At 34.2% G+C, this 16,463-nt stretch carries 13 protein-coding genes; 1 reads left to right on the forward strand and 12 read right to left on the reverse strand.

Features of this window, described 5'->3' with window-relative positions; translation table 11 throughout:
* Positions 1 to 40: 40 nt before the first annotated feature.
* From COI44_RS01385 to COI44_RS01435, 11 genes are all read right to left on the reverse strand, one after another.
* The gene (locus COI44_RS01385; protein ID WP_098426310.1) at positions 41 to 1,024 is read right to left on the reverse strand and encodes an aldo/keto reductase; all 984 of its coding nucleotides are present in this window, start codon (positions 1,022 to 1,024) and stop codon (positions 41 to 43) included.
* A gap of 39 nt (positions 1,025 to 1,063) precedes the next feature.
* Positions 1,064 to 2,563, reverse strand: a complete 1,500-nt coding sequence (xylB, locus tag COI44_RS01390) for a xylulokinase (protein WP_098426311.1) — start codon at positions 2,561 to 2,563, stop codon at positions 1,064 to 1,066.
* Between the two features lie 94 nt (positions 2,564 to 2,657).
* The gene (gene xylA, locus COI44_RS01395) at positions 2,658 to 3,992 is read right to left on the reverse strand and encodes a xylose isomerase (RefSeq protein ID WP_098426312.1); all 1,335 of its coding nucleotides are present in this window, start codon (positions 3,990 to 3,992) and stop codon (positions 2,658 to 2,660) included.
* 33 nt (positions 3,993 to 4,025) lie between these two features.
* The gene (locus COI44_RS01400) at positions 4,026 to 4,997 is read right to left on the reverse strand and encodes an aldose 1-epimerase (protein WP_098426313.1); all 972 of its coding nucleotides are present in this window, start codon (positions 4,995 to 4,997) and stop codon (positions 4,026 to 4,028) included.
* 32 nt (positions 4,998 to 5,029) lie between these two features.
* Complete coding sequence (locus COI44_RS01405; RefSeq protein ID WP_098426314.1) at positions 5,030 to 5,665, reverse strand: YesL family protein; 636 nt, start codon at positions 5,663 to 5,665, stop codon at positions 5,030 to 5,032.
* 47 nt (positions 5,666 to 5,712) lie between these two features.
* Positions 5,713 to 6,549, reverse strand: coding sequence for a carbohydrate ABC transporter permease (locus COI44_RS01410; protein WP_286163702.1), 837 nt, complete (start codon positions 6,547 to 6,549; stop codon positions 5,713 to 5,715).
* Positions 6,550 to 6,630: 81 nt separating this feature from the next.
* Positions 6,631 to 7,506, reverse strand: coding sequence for a carbohydrate ABC transporter permease (locus COI44_RS01415; protein WP_098231667.1), 876 nt, complete (start codon positions 7,504 to 7,506; stop codon positions 6,631 to 6,633).
* A gap of 86 nt (positions 7,507 to 7,592) precedes the next feature.
* Positions 7,593 to 8,900: an extracellular solute-binding protein gene (locus tag COI44_RS01420; protein ID WP_098426315.1), complete on the reverse strand. Its 1,308-nt coding sequence runs from the start codon at positions 8,898 to 8,900 to the stop codon at positions 7,593 to 7,595.
* A gap of 93 nt (positions 8,901 to 8,993) precedes the next feature.
* Positions 8,994 to 9,788: a response regulator transcription factor gene (locus tag COI44_RS01425; RefSeq protein ID WP_098426316.1), complete on the reverse strand. Its 795-nt coding sequence runs from the start codon at positions 9,786 to 9,788 to the stop codon at positions 8,994 to 8,996.
* Position 9,789: 1 nt separating this feature from the next.
* Positions 9,790 to 11,409, reverse strand: a complete 1,620-nt coding sequence (locus COI44_RS01430) for a sensor histidine kinase (protein WP_286163699.1) — start codon at positions 11,407 to 11,409, stop codon at positions 9,790 to 9,792.
* Positions 11,410 to 11,802: 393 nt separating this feature from the next.
* Complete coding sequence (locus COI44_RS01435; RefSeq protein ID WP_098426317.1) at positions 11,803 to 13,485, reverse strand: long-chain fatty acid--CoA ligase; 1,683 nt, start codon at positions 13,483 to 13,485, stop codon at positions 11,803 to 11,805.
* 473 nt (positions 13,486 to 13,958) lie between these two features.
* Here COI44_RS01435 and COI44_RS01440 point away from each other — a divergent pair, with 473 nt between their 5' ends.
* Positions 13,959 to 14,870, forward strand: a complete 912-nt coding sequence (locus COI44_RS01440) for a Gfo/Idh/MocA family protein (protein ID WP_098426318.1) — start codon at positions 13,959 to 13,961, stop codon at positions 14,868 to 14,870.
* A gap of 57 nt (positions 14,871 to 14,927) precedes the next feature.
* Here the strand turns inward: COI44_RS01440 and COI44_RS01445 are convergent, their stop codons facing one another.
* A complete protein-coding gene (locus COI44_RS01445; protein ID WP_098426319.1) occupies positions 14,928 to 16,340 on the reverse strand; it encodes a PTS transporter subunit EIIC in 1,413 nt (470 codons plus the stop codon).
* Positions 16,341 to 16,463: the final 123 nt, after the last annotated feature.

The following is a 16,463-nucleotide window of genomic DNA, read 5'->3' on the forward strand; positions in this document are numbered from 1 at the left end:
CTCCTCCATATGCATCTATATAGTTCAATACATTACTTTTTTAGTAAGCACCTTTAATAAAGTCAGAAACATTTTTTTGATAGAAAAGCTCTAATTGATCTAATTCCGCTTTCGAAAAAGATTGTATATTCATTGCTTCTAAGTTGCTATCCACTTGGCTTTGGTTTCTAAATCCAGGAATTACACATGTAATTTCCTTTTGATCTAAAATCCATCTAAGTGCTGCACTTGCCATCGATGACCTTCCTTCAGCAATCCAGTTAATTCGATTTGCCAATTCTACTCCTTTTTTAAAGCCCAAGCCTGCAAATGTTTCTCCGATATTAAAGGCCGATCCATTTTCATTAAAGTTTCGGTGATCATCTTCCTCAAAAATATGATCAGCCTTATACTTTCCAGATAAGAGTCCACTGGCTAGCGGTAATCTTACAAGAACACCAACCCCACGATTATAAGCCTCGGGAAGTAATTCTTCTAATGGCTTTTGTCTAAAAATATTAAAGATAACCTGTAAGCTTTTCACATTTGGGTTTTCTAAACAAATCATTCCTTCTTCAACCGTTTCAACACTAACCCCATAATGGCGGATTTTCCCTTCACTCTTTAAACGGTCAAGTACATCAAATACTTGTCCATCCTTTAAAATTTCAGTTGCTGGGCAATGTACTTGATATAAATCAATCACATCTCGATTTAAGCGTTTTAGACTATTCTCGCAATAAGACTTAACCGCTTCATATGAGTAATTTTCCGGTGAAAAGATATCACCTTTTCGGCAAAATTTTGTGCCTATATAAATTTTATCTTCAAGTCCTTTTGTTGCTTTAGCCAATAGTTCTTCGCTATGACCATCACCATAAACATCTGCAGTATCAAAAAAATTTACACCTTGGTCGATTGCGTGTTGTAATGATTTTAAAGCTTCAGTATCATCTGTTTTTCCCCATGCTCCACCAATTGCCCAAGTTCCAAAACTTACCTCACTAATCATTAAACCTGTATTACCAAGTTCTTGATAATTCAAGTAAAACTCCCCCTCTAGTGCTATTTTTAACGTCTTATACTACTTTCTAAATTCAGATAACATTCTATTTAGTTCCTTCGTGCTGGAGTAAACTTGCTTATAAATAGCATAAAGCTTCTCATATTGTTTAACATTTTCATCAACTGGTTTATATGAAGTGATTGGCTTTATGAATTCTTCTGCACATGCTTCTAATGATTCAAACCAATTACATCCATAAGCAGCAAGCATCGCCGCACCCATACCAGGACCTTGCTCGCTTGAAAGCTTAATAATTGTCGCATTAAAAATGTCTGCTTGCATTTGTAGCCAAATAGGATTTTTAGCACCGCCACCAATTGAAATAATCGAATCGATCTTTTTACCGTTATTTCGGAAAATTTCAATTGACTCGTTCAATGAAAAAGTAATGCCTTCCATGACAGCCCTCGCAAAATCACTTCTCTTATGTGCTGCATCCATACCGATAAAACACCCTCTAATAACTGAATCCGCATGTGGCGTTCTTTCACCAACCAAATACGGAGTAAACATTAAACCATTTGATCCAATTGAAACACGATCAACATCATCTAATAGTTGTTCGAAATTCACACCCTCAGCAAAAGTATCTTTAAACCAGCTTAATGAAAATCCTGCGGCAAGCGTTACACCCATTGAATAGAAAGCATCTTCTTTACTATGGTTAAAATAATGAACTTTACCTTTGAAGTCATGTTCTCCATGCTCTTCATAAGAAAGAACAACTCCTGAAGTACCAATACTACATAGCGTATTGCCTTCTTTTAAAATACCTGATCCAATTGCGCCACATGCATTATCGGCTCCGCCTGCAAATACTTTCACTTCACGACTAAGTCCTGTCAAATTAGAAACCTCTTTTGTGATTGTTCCGACGCAATCATGAGACTCGACAATTGGTGGGCAAAGATGTAAAGGAATATCGAATTTAGTACATAATTCTTCACTCCACTGCTTATCTTTTACGTTTAAAAGTAATGTTCCAGCAGCATCCGAGTATTCAGTATGAATTTCTCCCGTCAGGCGATAGCGAAGATAGTCTTTTGGCAATAAAAATACTGCTGCTTGATGATAGATCTCCGGTTCAAATTCCTTTACCCATAAAAGTTTTGGTAAAGTAAATCCTTCAAGTGCTGGATTTTTCGTTATTTCAAGTAAACGTTCTTTGCCTACTATTTCATTGATCTTTTCACACTGCTTAGTCGTTCGTGTGTCATTCCATAAAATTGCATTACGAAGGATTTCACTTTCTTTATTCAATAGAACTAGACCATGCATTTGACCCGAGAAGCTAATTCCTTGTATATCATTCCGATGACCATTAAAGTCTCTAACTAGTTCGGCAAGTCCATCGATTGTTTTTTCAACCCATTCTTCTGGACTTTGTTCACTATATCCGGATTTCTCTTGTATTAATGGATAGGCACGAGATACTTCTTGGCATACCTCTCCGGACTGATTAACTAACAAAATTTTTACGGCACTTGTACCTAAATCAATACCTACTACATATTTCATACCAATCATCCTTTTATTTTTTCTTTAGCGTATCGTATGAGAAAAATGTGCTGGAATAATGAATTTCCCAGCACATTTTATGGTCAAAAGATTTTTAAACTGTTGCGAATTCAGCAATCGCTTCTAATAAATATTGGTTTAGCACTGATTTTAGACGTTCTTCACGACCAGATTTATTTTGGATATCACCTAAACTTAATGCATATGCTTCAAGTGTATGGAAACTTGCTTTATTCTCTACGATTTCTTTACCAATACCATAAGTGAAGCTACTATAACGATCTTCAATAAAGCTTTCAAATACTTTATCTTCAATTAGTTTATTAGCTACTAATGTACCAATTGCAAAGCTATCCATTCCAGCTATATGTGCATGGAATAAATCTTCTACATCAAATGATCCTCTTCTTACTTTTGCATCAAAGTTCAGGCCGCCTTTTCCTAAGCCACCATTTTTTAAGATTTCATACATTGCTAATGTAGTAGAGTAAAGATCTGTAGGGAACTCATCTGTATCCCAACCAATTAACTTATCACCTTGGTTTGCATCAACTGAACCAAGCATTCCATTAATTCGAGCAACGCGTAATTCATGCTCAAATGTATGACCAGCAAGTGTTGCATGATTTGCTTCAATATTGAATTTAAACTGTTTCTCTAAACCATTAGCTTGTAAGAACGCTAGTCCAGTTGCCACATCAAAGTCATATTGATGCTTCGTTGGTTCTTTTGGTTTTGGTTCGATTAAGAACTGACCATCGAATCCGATTTCTTTTGCGTAATCTACAGCCATATGGAAGAAACGCGCAAGATTGTCTTGTTCAAGCTTCATATCTGTATTCATAAGCGTGTCATACCCTTCACGCCCACCCCAGAATACATAGTTAATTGCACCAAGCTCTTTTGCAATTTCTAATCCTTTTTTTACTTTTGCAGCTGAATACGCAAATACGTCCGCGTTATTTGAAGTAGCTGCTCCATTTACATAGCGAGGATGAGTAAACATATTTGCCGTATTCCAAAGTAATTTTGTTTTACTTGTTTTCATATATTCTTTTATCATTTCTACAATGACATCTAAGTTTTTATAAGTTTCACCTAATGTATTTCCTTCAGGGGCAACATCTGAATCATGGAAACAGAAGTAAGGAACATCTAACTTTTCATAAAACTCAAATGATGCTTCTACACGTGCTTTAGCAAGATCCATTCCCGTTAAATGATTCCAAGGACGTTGCATTGTACCTGCTCCAAATGGATCTGAACCATCTGCAGTAAATGTATGCCAGTAAGCAACTGAAAAACGAAGTAAATCCTCCATTTTTTGGCCATTAATTATTCTTTGAGGATCATAATATTTAAATGAAAATGGATTTTTTGATTTAGGACCTTCGAATTTAATTTTGTTAATATTAGTAAAGTAACTCATGTTTAATTCCTCCTAAAATAGTAGTTTTGTATTTTATGACTTATGTGAAATGACCATCCAAGTGCGCAATACTTTCATATCATCTGGCTCAATTCCTTGTAAGCCAGTCAATTCTCTATTTACTTCAAGATTAGGGGAGTTTGTTACCCACGTGTAGGGCTCTGGGCATAAAAAGCCGCTTCTCCCATCTTTGTTATAAACAACCCAATGCTTAAAACTTTGGTCAACAGTATAATTAATCTCAATTCCTGTTGATTTGTTCGTTATTTGTGCAGTCTGTAGACCACTGTTATTGGGGTTAGATAGAAAAACATCATCTAACTCTAACCCGTACAAGCTCATTCCTTCATTCAACTCATATTTGTACTCAATATCTTCTAATTCTCCAGTTGGTAAAAATCGATCATTTAGTTTCCAACGTTTATCGACTGGAAGCTTGAAGATTGAAGTTTCTTCTGGGAATACAAAACTAGTATGATATCCAAAGCCAAACGGGAAAACTTCATTACTTTTATTAATAATTTCTGCTTTTTTAGCGAATAAATTATCATTCAAAATAAAGCTCATCCTGATCACAAAATGATGCGGGAATTGAGTCAGTACATCTTCATGCTTACTTGAATCAAACTCAGTAATAATTTTCACAGTTTGCTCATTAACCTCTACACTCGAGATATTCCACTCCCTTGTGTGAACAAAACCATGGATGTGATTCTGCTTGTCCATTTCATTAATTTCAAATTGATACGTTCTTTTGCCAAATCGAAACTTACCTTGATCAATTCGATTTGGAGGGAACAGGATTGGAGTACCGTAAAGAACTGGGTTACTCAAATACTCCTCGATTGAATTAGGGACCCTTAAAAGCTCAGTATTTGATTTTTTATGAACCATGGAAATCAAGTTTGATCCCCATCTAGGGATAATGATAATCTCCAATTCACTATTACCTACTTTAATCGCTGGTTCATTTAAAAAAGAGATTTCCTCAGCATAAGTATTCATCTAGATTCCCCGTTCTGTCATAATTTCTACACTTAGACTTTACTAGTCTTACCTTGTCTTTGGTCTATTCGATTAAAGCTATACATACCACAAAACATCAAAATCCAAGCAATTGATACGACACTAAAGAATGGAATTAGCCCTGGCTGATACAGCAACAAAAATAATATAGCGATTAGACTTACTAGCATTACTAAAGTAATGTGAAAATGAAAAACGCTTAAAAAGAATGCATTTTTTAAATAGTCTTTAAGTTTAAATTCGTAATGTACATATAGTGGAAAAATATAAAGGAAAACCATTAAATAAACTGCCGCAATGATTAATAAAGGAATGATTAATATAAATTGGAGCACCCCTTCAATGGTTCGAATGTAAAATACATCAAACGTTAGGAAGATTCCACTAAAAATGAATACCAAACCAAGTTTGTTGGAACTTTTAAATTCATTCAGGAAGACAGTTAAAAATGTTCTCCAAATCGGAAGATCCGTTTCTTTTCCTATCCATTTACGAACAATTGTAAAAAGGGCTACTGTAGCAGGGAAAAAACCAAATATGACTAGTCCTGCAATTGTAAAGAGGAACCATAGTAGGTTGACATATGCTAATTTCATAACCCACTCACATAGCGCAAACAATTTACCCATTGTTTTTCCGAGTGTCATTTAATCAGCCTCCTTTACAAATTCATCTAAAGCTTTATCTAATGTGGTTAACCTTTTACTGACCCGGAAGCAATTCCTTCTACAATTCGATTACTTAATATAAGGAAGGCAATTAGGATTGGTAGAATACTAATTACTAACGTAGCTCCTATTGCTCCCCAATCAGTCGTATACTGCCCAATAAAGTTTTGTATACCAACCGTGAGTGTTTTAAATTGATCTGAGCTAATAAATGTATTAACGAAGACAAACTCATTCCAGTTGTAAATCATATTAATAATTGCTGCTGTAGCAATTACTGGTGATGTCATTGGTAAAGTAATCTTAAAAAAGATATGGTTAATTGATGCCCCGTCCATAATCGCTGCTTCTTCTACCTCTCTAGGGAGAGCTTCGTAAAAACCAATTAAAATCATAATCGTAATTGGCAAATTAAAAGCTGTATATGTAAGGATTACCGAGAGGGGATTATCAATTAAATTTATTTTTGTAAAAGTATTAAATAAAGGAATCAGTGTAGAGTGGACTGGAATCATTAAACCTACCATAAATAATCCCAATACCCATTTACTCGCTTTCCAATTCATTCTTGTAATTGCGAAGGTTACCATACTGGCTAATACAACCGTTAAAATAACGGCAGCGATTGTATAAGTTACACTGTTAAAGAAATACTGACTAATATTTCCCTCAGTCCAAACTTTCGTATAATTCTCCCACTTTGGGCTCTCAGGTAAAGAAAAAGGTGACATATTGAAAACTTCTTGGTTATTTTTTAATGAAAAAAGAAATAACCATATGATCGGAAATATTTGAAAAATCGCTACGATTATAAGGAAAAGATACATAAATCCGTAAGCAATTTTACTAAAAATACTTTTTATGCTACGGTCAGTTTTCTTTTCAGTTACAATGGCTTGAGATCCTGTAGCTCTTACCGTATCCACTTAAAATCCCCCTTTCTTTTAGTAAATGTCATTATTTGCTTCAGTAAACTTACGAATAATCCAAGTAACTACTAAACAAATAACTAATAAGAAAAATCCAATTGCACTTGCATATCCAAAGTCAAAACCTTTGAATGCTTTTTGATACATATAGGAAGCCATTACTTCACTTGAACCATTAGGGCCCCCACCTGTCATAACATAAATTAAGTCAAAATATTTCAATGATCCTACGACAGCAAGCACAATCGTTACTTTAACAACATTCATAATTAATGGTAATTTTATCTTTAATGCGATTTGAATTGGTGTTGCCCCGTCAATTCTTGCAGCCTCAATTAGAGAGTCTGGAATATTTTTAAGAGCTGCATAGTAAATCAGAATATAAAAACCGGCGTACTGCCAAATAATTGGAATAATAATCGCATATAATGCTAAGTTTGTTTCTGCTAACCAGGCTGGTGGATTATGAACTCCAAGAGAAACAAGTAAACTATTTAGAATACCGTTAGTAGGATGATAAATTTTAAGCCAAAGCTGAGCAATTGCCACAGAAGCAAGTAGCATCGGAATAAGATATATTTTTCTAAGAAGGTCTGCACCTTTAATTTTTCCGGCAAGTATAAATGAGATGAACAAGTAACCAATCAAACTAACTGCCGAAAATACTGCTAATAAAAAGGAGTGGAAAGCACTTTTCCAAAATAGAGGATCATGTAATAAGTGGGAGTAATTCTTTAAACCTATGAACTCCTTTTCCCCAATTCCATTCCATTTCATTAAGCCAAAGTATCCAGTTTGTACGATTGGAACGTAAATCAAAGCAAGGATCAGAAAAAGAGCTGGTGTAATATACAAGGCAATTATTTTTTTATTTGACATAGCTTTATTCACTTCGATTCAACTCCTTCCCTTATATTTAAAAATCAAGGGCATATTTATTATGACTCCATATGCCCTTTTCTTTAGTACACCAGAATTTATTTATCTTCTGCCTTTAAAGCTTCTTCATGTTGTTTAGCAAAGTCTTTTGGTTTTACTTCATTTCCAAATAGAGATTGGATTAAGTTTAAGTGAGTTTCTGCTACAGAAGCACTCATTTGAACGTCAGCAAATAGTGTTAAGTTGCTAGCTTTATTTAACTCATTTAACACGTCAATATATAACGGTGGTAAATTTACTTTTGAAGTATCAACCTTAGTCGCTGGAATTACACCCGCTTTTTCAACAGATTGCTCTCCCCACTTCTCTACAAAGAATTTAACAAAGTCTTTAGCTTCAGCTTTTACTTTTGAATGCTCTGCTACGAATAAACCTACTCCAGGCCCACCAACCCAGCTATTAATATTTCCTTTTCCGCCTTCATATGTAGGGAATTTAAAGAAACCTACATTGTCACGGAAATCTTTTGGAATTTCTTCATTTGTCGTAAAGTTTGGAAGCTCCCATGTTCCCATTAAGTACATAGCTGCATTTCCATTTAAGAATTCAGATTTACCTTCATCATTCGATAATCCATTAAAACCTTTATTAAATGCATTTTCTTTAACTAAGTTTTGAACCTCTGATGCCGCTGAAACAAGTGCAGGATCTTCGAATGTTCCTGTACGGTTAATTGCTTTATTTAGTACATCAGCTCCACCAATTCTGTCTGCTAAATACATATACCAAAGTGAACCTGTCCAACGATCTTTATTTCCTAAAGCGATTGGAGCAACGCCATTTTTAGCAAGTGTTTTAACAACATTTTGGAATTCGCTATAAGTTTGTGGTACTTGAAGGTTATATTTTTCAAAAATTGCTTTATTGTAATAAATTGGAGCGATGTTTAGTTCTAGAGGTAACCCATATGTTTTTCCATTGATTGCATATGCTTCTGTTGTTCCGCTTACAAAAGAATCTTTTAATCCGTTATTTAACACATCATCTAAATCAGCAAAAAGGCCACCTTTTACAAATGGTTTCATATATCCTGCTGCCCATGTAAACCCAACATCAGGAAGTTCGTTAGAAGAAGAAAGAACTTTAATCTTATTCTTGTATTGTTCATTTTCAAGAACTTCTACTTCGATTTTTACATCCTTATGTTCAGCCTCATATTGCTTAATAATGTCAGATACAATTAAGTTTTGTTGCTTAGAACTTCCAGCTGGCCAAAGATGCATAAACTTGATTACCTTTTTGGAACCGCTTTCAGTTGACGCGTTATTAGATTTACCACAGCCAGTTAAAGCAACCATCAGAATAAGAACTAGTGCTAACATTAATGAAGATGCTTTCTTAAACATGTCTAACCCCCATTTTTTGAATTTTTCGTTACAAGTAAATTCTAGCACTAAAAAAAAAACGCGGTAAGGTCACCACGATTGGATAAAATTCCACTATTTTTGGATTAGTGAATCATCAAGTTCCGATACTTTTCTAAATTTACTAGGGGTAATACCCTCGTAATCCTTAAAGATCTTAATGAAATATTTAGCTGTCTGATAACCTACTTCTAGGGCAATTTCTTCAATTTGCAAATCTGTTGTCAGTAGACGATTTTTTGCAATTTGTAATCTCTTTCTAGTCAAATACTCACTAAATGTTAGACCTACTTGCTCTTTAAATAACACACTAAAATAGCTCGCATTTAGATGTACCGCTTCTGCTACATCCTTTAATGAAATTTGATTGCTTATATTTTCATTAATAAAGGTCTTTGCTCCGTTAATTGAGTTAGAGCGGTTATTAACTTGATCTAGTTTTAATAATTTCTGATCAGTCACTTTTTCCATATATTCAATCCGTTCAATATTTGCTTCATTTTCAAGCGCTTGCTCAATAGCCTCAATTAATTTCTGTTTACTTACCGGTTTTAATAAGTAATTTACAACTCCTAGACGAATAGCCTCCTGTGCATATTCAAAGTCAGGGTGTCCAGAAATAATAATTGAAACAAACTTATGTCCCTTATCCTTTAGGCTTTTTAAAAGCTCTAAACCATTCATTTCAGGCATACAAATATCAGTTACTAATAGATGTATTTTTGTTCTGCTCATCTGTTCAAATGTTTCTTGACCATTTGCCGCACTAAGAATTTCGAATTTGCCGTTTGACCATTTCTCTAATGTTTTTTTTAATCCTTGCCTAGTCACTTGTTCATCATCAACAATTAAAATCGTTTTTGTATCCAAATTATTCTCCACCTTTGTCTGGAACTTCGAATAATACAGTTGTACCTTTACCGATCTCACTTTCTAAACGAAGGCCACTTAAGTCATATCCTTCGTAATATAATTTGATTCTTTTATTTACATTAGTAAGCGCCATACCCATCCCTTTAAAGGATGATACATTATCATTTTTAATTGCTAGATTAAGGGCTTTAAGAGCTTCCCTATTAATCCCCGGTCCATTGTCCTTAACAGTCACTAATAAATTAGATGAGTCATTAATCCGTTTTATCTTCACTAAAACAGTCCCTTGTTCTCGACTACTTTCAATACCATGCATAATGGCGTTCTCAACTAAAGGTTGGATTAGCAGTTTAGGTATTTTAATAGCCAATAGATTTGGCTCAACAGATATCTCCCATAACAACCGTTCTCCTAATCTCATTTTCATAATCTGTAAATAACGTTCAATTTGATCGAGAGCAGCTTGTATAGTTACCCATTCACTACTGTTTGCATTGCCAATTGTATAGCGAAATAATCCTGACATCGCAATCACTATTTCTGCTAAATCCTCCTCACCTCTATCATCTAAAGACCAGTAAAGTGCATTTAGCGTATTATAAAGGAAGTGCGGATCAATTTGGGCTTGTAGCGCCTTCAACTCAGTTTGACTACGAAGTAATTCTTTTTCATAAACGACCTGTATTAAATGATTAGTATTTTCTACCATCTGGTTATATGTTCTATTTAATTCAATAATTTCTAAAGAAGCTGCGCTTTCCTTATTAATTTTTAACTCGTCCATTTTCGCATTCTTCATTGTTTTTGTAAGTTTCTTTATCGGTCTCGTGATCATTGTTGCTAGAATTATTGATGATATGACAAAAATGATAAATCCAATCGCACCAGATAATAGAGTCGCTTTTCTTACCGGTGTTACCCGCTCATTTAAAAAGCTTGTAGGTTTTAAAATAACAAGGGTCCAGCCTGTTTTTGTAGATGGTTGCGTAACAATCATATATTGTTTTTTATTTACTTTTATCGATTCGTATCCTTCTAATAAAAACTTTTGAATATCAATGCCGTAATTATCCGTTATCGGAGTTAAATCCCGATCAAGAAGCATCATATAATCCTTTTCTCCAGGAGATAAATTACTTTCTTCAACCTGAAAGTAACTATTAAGAATTCTTACGACTAAATATCCTCCATTTGAAAACCATCGATCCATTAAACTAACCCTTCTTATTGCATAAGAATAATTACTATTCTTAGGATCTTTCCCTACCCACACTAATCTTCCTTTCTCGGCTTCTGCTTCCTTTACCCATTTCTCATCGATTACACTAGATAAATTTTTATCACCGAATGGAAAAATACGATTACCTTCTGAAGAATATAGCTCAAAAGAAGAGATTCCATTTGAGTAAGCTAAAAAGTTATTTATGACTCTAATTAGTGATTGTCTTTTTGCAAAATCAACACTTTCTCCGTTTTTCAATCCGAGTAAAATTTGTTGAACCGTCTCGTTGGTCATTAATTGATTTGATAATGTATCAATTTGCTTATACAAGGTTTCCATTCTTCCATTTGCTTCAACAGCTGTTTGTTTGATTTGCTTCTCTGTTGTATCTTTCATTAAAGTTCCAACTTGGTTATATACCATAATGGATACAATAGATAAAACAATCACCATAACAATCAAGAAGACAGCCAATATTTGATTTCGTAAAGTGTTTAATTTTCTTAACCGTAATCTAATTTTGAAGATTGTAATCACCTTTTCAGTAGTAAGTTAATGTAAGGGTTTTCTTTAAAAATTATCATACTATATTAAGTATTAGTCTGAATATTAAAAACACCTATCTAGTAATAACTACCAGATCGCTTAAGGGTAATATTGGGATAATAGGAATCAGTTTAAACAAAAAATCAACACGAAAAAGAGGAACCTAAACATATGATGTTGAGGTTCCCCTTTTCATTTTCTTATTTACTATTTATTTACCCCTTCCCTGTACTTTGACTTTTTTCACTCATTAACTTGTTCAACTTTACTCCATTCTGCTTCCTGAAGAGTCCTCCATAAAATTTTCCCACTTGCAGTAGTTGGTAATTTATCAATAAATTCGACATATCTCGGATATTTATAGTTTGCCATATGCTCTTTTGACCAATCAATAATGTCACTCTCACTTACTTTACCTGAATAAATAGGATTTAGGATCACATATGCCTTTACTGTTTCGCCCCTTTTTTCATCAGGTTTACTAACAACACAAACTTGTTGAATGGCGGGATGTTTATAAAGTAGGTTTTCCACTTCGGTTGGCCAAACTTTATAGCCTGATGCGTTAATCATCCTTTTAACACGGTCAACGATAAAATAGTACCCTTCATCATCAAACCGACCGATATCTCCTGTACGGAAAAACAGTTTTCCGTCTATTTCAATAAAGGCGTCATTTGTTTCTTCTGGTCGGTTAAAGTAGCCTTTAAATACTTGTGGTCCATTAACAATAATCTCACCAACCTCACCGACACCTAACTGTTTCATTGTTAATGGATCGATAATTTTGGCGTCTACGTCAAATGATGGAATTCCAAGACATTGAAGTTTTGGTCGATCTGGCGGATTAAAATGCGTCTGAGCAATTGTTTCTGATAATCCATACCCTTCTACGAACTTTAAACCTGTTAATTTGAATAACTGCTCACCTACTGCTTCTGGAAGAGGAGCCCCACCACCTGCAATATTTACAAGAGACTTGATGTCTTCTGTATTTAAATTTGGATTTGCTAAAAAGTCGATCAGCATTGTACTAATATTTACCCAATGGGTACATTGATAGTTTTCAATCAGTTTGCATGCATGGTTTCGATTCCATCTGGTTAGCAATACCATACTTGAACCAGTAAGAATCGGTGTATGCATGCCATGAACCATTCCTGTTACATGGAATAAAGGTAAAGTTGAAAAGCTAACGGCATTTGCAGAAATATTCATCCAAACGGCAGATCCTACTACATTTGCTTGTACCGTTTTATGTGTGTGTATACAACCTTTTGGTAAACCTGTTGTTCCTGAAGTATATGGAAGGACTGCAACATCTTCTGAACTACCTTCATATAGTGACGGGGTAAGCTGTGTTTGTATTGCATCCTCCCAATAAAATAAATTTTCGTTTTGATAGATTTTCTTTAACTCAGTTATTTCAGCCGTTAAATCGGAAACTAAAGGAATGGTTGGTAAGTATTCAGAGTAAACTGCAACTACTAAATTCTCTAATCCAGTTGTAGCTTGTAAAGGTTCAATATGAGGGGATAGTTCCTGGCCAATGATTGCGGTTTTAATTTCACAATCATTTATGTAAAATTCAAGTTCATCAGTGGTGTTCATCGGGTTAATTGGTACTACAATTCCTCTTACTCTTAATATTGCATAAAAGGCGATGACATATTGAGGTGAGTTTTGCATATAAAGCATTACACGTTCGCCAGGGGATATCTCTAACCTATGCTCAAGATAACCTGCTAAATGATCAACCTCTTCAAGAAGCTGCTTGTACGTTTTTGAAGCGCCATAATACTCTATTGCAGTTTTATTTGGATACCTTTTTGCCGAAACGACTAAATTATCATAAAGTGTAGTCTCAGGTAAAGTTAAAGATTTAGAAACCCTTTTTGGCCAATGCGCAAAATGTGAAGTACTCATATTTTTCCCCTTTCGCTTATGTACCTTTTTTATATTAAGTTTTAATATAGCCAGCTCTTTCTTGTATGTATGAACTTTAGTCATTAACAAAAAAAATCAGGGCAATTATTCATATACGATGCCTAATTAATGAATGACCACCAAACAGAAAGCGTTTACATATTATTCACTTATAATAGGATCTTTGAAATTATTTGAAAGTAAATTGCAAAATGAGGCAATTGCTAAGTTTAGTGTAGAAAGGCAGAATGGAATGGAAAATGGAATAGTAAATCAGAATCAAAATCAACTTTAGACCTTATTATAATGGAAAAGCTTAAATGAATAAATAGTTTTTTGAAAATTTAAAAAACTATTTGGTTTAACTGACATATTTGATTTGAGTATCCAAAATTTTTTAAGTAAAATGACTTACAATGACTTACTTTACCACTTTTCTATGTTTCAATTAATAACAAGTGAGGTGTTAGCATATGAGAATTGGAATAATCGGTTTAGGAGATATAGCTGCGAAGGCCTATCTACCGGTCCTTTCTGAAAAAGAAAAGATCGAGTTGGTGCTATGTACAAGAAGTAATGAGACACTAGACCATTTATCAAACAAATATCGAATCAGTGAAACTGTTAATACAGTAGATGAATTGCTAGAAAAGAATATTGATGCAGCATTTGTTAGTACAGCTACGGAAGCACATTATATGATAACGAAAAAGCTATTATTAAATGGTATAAACGTTTATATTGATAAACCTATTTCAATGAATTTCAAAGAGACTGAACAAATTGTAAATCTAGCCAAAGAACAGAGAAAAATAGCGATGGTTGGATTTAATAGACGATTTACCCCTAGAGTAAGAGAGCTTACTATGCATGGAAAGGCTAATTTAATAATCATGCAAAAAAATAGATTTAACTTTCCTGAATACACTAGAAGGTTTGTTGTAGAGGATTTTATTCATGTCGTGGATACACTTAGATATTTAATGTCCACTAATGTAGTTGATTTAAAAGTCAATTTCTTTAAAAAAGATAGTATGCTCGAACACCTAGTCATTCATCTTATAGGTGAGGGATGCACGGCAATTGGAATAATGAACAGAAACAACGGTGTTACAGAAGAAATTATTGAATATATGACACCACAAAATAAATATGTAGTGAGTAGTTTAGTCGAAACAATCCATTATCATAATAAAGAAATCAGTATTACAAAATTTGGTGATTGGGAACCAACATTATATAAACGTGGGTTTTACCAAATTGTTGATCACTTTCTTGACTGTATAGAACAGAATAAAACTCCAGACCCTTCAATAAATGATTCCTTAATCACTCATGAAATTTGCGAAAGAATCGTTCAGTATATTGATTCCAGTGAATATTAAATAAAAAACCCGAATAGTAGACTTTAGAGGTCTACTTATTCGGGTTTTATTTGTTATTTATTCTTGTTCAGCCATAGCATCCTTTGGAGTACCGAATAAATACGTTAGGACGAAACCACCAGCATAACCAGCAAGTAATCCGATCACATATTTAAGCCACATTCCGTGTGCAATTAGTGGAACTAACGCTAAGCCTGAAGGACCAATTGCAATTGCTCCAACATTTCCAAACATTCCAATTACTGCACCTCCAATACCACCACCGATACATGCAGTGATAAATGGACGACCAAGAGGTAATGTAACACCATAAATTAATGGTTCACCAATACCTAAAATACCTACTGGAAGAGCACCCTTAATCATATTTGATAATGATTTATTCTTTTTGCAACGTAACCATAATGCTAATGCTGCTCCAACTTGTCCAGCACCTGCCATTGCAAGAATTGGTAATAATTCTGTTGAACCAGTTGTATTAATTAATTCGATATGAATTGGTGTTAATACTTGATGTAAACCTAACATTACTAATGGTAAGAATCCCATACCTAATATAAATCCTGCAAAAATACCACCTTTTGCAATAATCCAGTTAATTGAGCCTATTAAGTTATCAGAAATAAATCCTGCGAATGGCATGATGAAGAAAATTGTAACCAAACCTACTACTAATAAAGCAATCATTGGTGTAATAATAATATCTAGAGAATCTGGAATAACTTTACGTAATTGTTTTTCTAAAAGTGATAATAAATAGACTGCAAGTAGTACACCAATAATACCACCTTGACCTGGAGCTAATGGATCACCATTAAAGATATTTTTAATTGGTTGATCAGGAAGCATACCTGTTAAAAGTGTTACCCCACCAATTACTCCACCAAGGGATGGTGTCGCGCCGAATTCCTTCGCTGCGTTGATACCAACATAAATCGCTAAATAAGCAAAAATTGCGTTTTTAATTACATTTAAAACTGTAACATATTGTGACCAAGTTGCTGCATCTAGGTTTTGAGCAGTAATATTGTTCGATAAAATCGAAGCAATACCAGCAATTAGACCTGCACCAACGAATGCTGGAATTAATGGAATAAAGATATTACCGACTTTTCGTAAGAAATTTTTAAAAGGTGTGTTATTTTTCTTTTTTAATTCAGCTTTAAGATCTGAGCCCTTTTCTTTTAAAGCCGCTGACGAAGTTTCTTGTTTTCCTGATGAGCTGTTTTTCAGATGACCAAATTGTTCTGCAACTTTAGTTACTGTACCAGGACCTAAAATGATTTGGTAAGTCTCGTCATCAACAGTTCCCAAAACCCCGTTAATTTTTTTAACTTGATCTTCGTTGATTAAATCACGATCAGCAACATTAACACGAAGTCTTGTCATACAGTTTGTAAATGAAACTACATTATCAGTACCGCCGATTGCATCAGCGATTTCAGAAGCTAATCTTTGATATTTATCCATCTTCTACTCCCCCAACAATTTTTATTTTTGTATTGCTTTTCGAACGAATCCTTCTGATTTTTTCAATTGCTCAATTGCTTGCTCATAACTAAATCCAGTAAGAATCATAACGATTGCTACTTT

The sequence above is a fragment of the Bacillus sp. AFS088145 genome (assembly GCF_002564465.1).
GTDB lineage: Bacteria > Bacillota > Bacilli > Bacillales > Bacillaceae_G > Gottfriedia.

Excerpts from the sequence above, each read along its gene's own strand:
- xylB (WP_098426311.1), bottom strand. The coding sequence starts at position 2,563 with ATGAAATATGTAGTAGGTATTGATTTAGGTACAAGTGCCGTAAAAATT.
- xylA (WP_098426312.1), bottom strand. The coding sequence starts at position 3,992 with ATGAGTTACTTTACTAATATTAACAAAATTAAATTCGAAGGTCCTAAA.
- COI44_RS01400 (WP_098426313.1), bottom strand. The coding sequence starts at position 4,997 with ATGAATACTTATGCTGAGGAAATCTCTTTTTTAAATGAACCAGCGATT.
- COI44_RS01405 (WP_098426314.1), bottom strand. The coding sequence starts at position 5,665 with ATGACACTCGGAAAAACAATGGGTAAATTGTTTGCGCTATGTGAGTGG.
- COI44_RS01420 (WP_098426315.1), bottom strand. The coding sequence starts at position 8,900 with ATGTTTAAGAAAGCATCTTCATTAATGTTAGCACTAGTTCTTATTCTG.
- COI44_RS01430 (WP_286163699.1), bottom strand. The coding sequence starts at position 11,409 with ATGAAAGATACAACAGAGAAGCAAATCAAACAAACAGCTGTTGAAGCA.
- COI44_RS01435 (WP_098426317.1), bottom strand. The coding sequence starts at position 13,485 with ATGAGTACTTCACATTTTGCGCATTGGCCAAAAAGGGTTTCTAAATCT.
- COI44_RS01440 (WP_098426318.1), top strand. The coding sequence starts at position 13,959 with ATGAGAATTGGAATAATCGGTTTAGGAGATATAGCTGCGAAGGCCTAT.
- COI44_RS01445 (WP_098426319.1), bottom strand. The coding sequence starts at position 16,340 with ATGGATAAATATCAAAGATTAGCTTCTGAAATCGCTGATGCAATCGGC.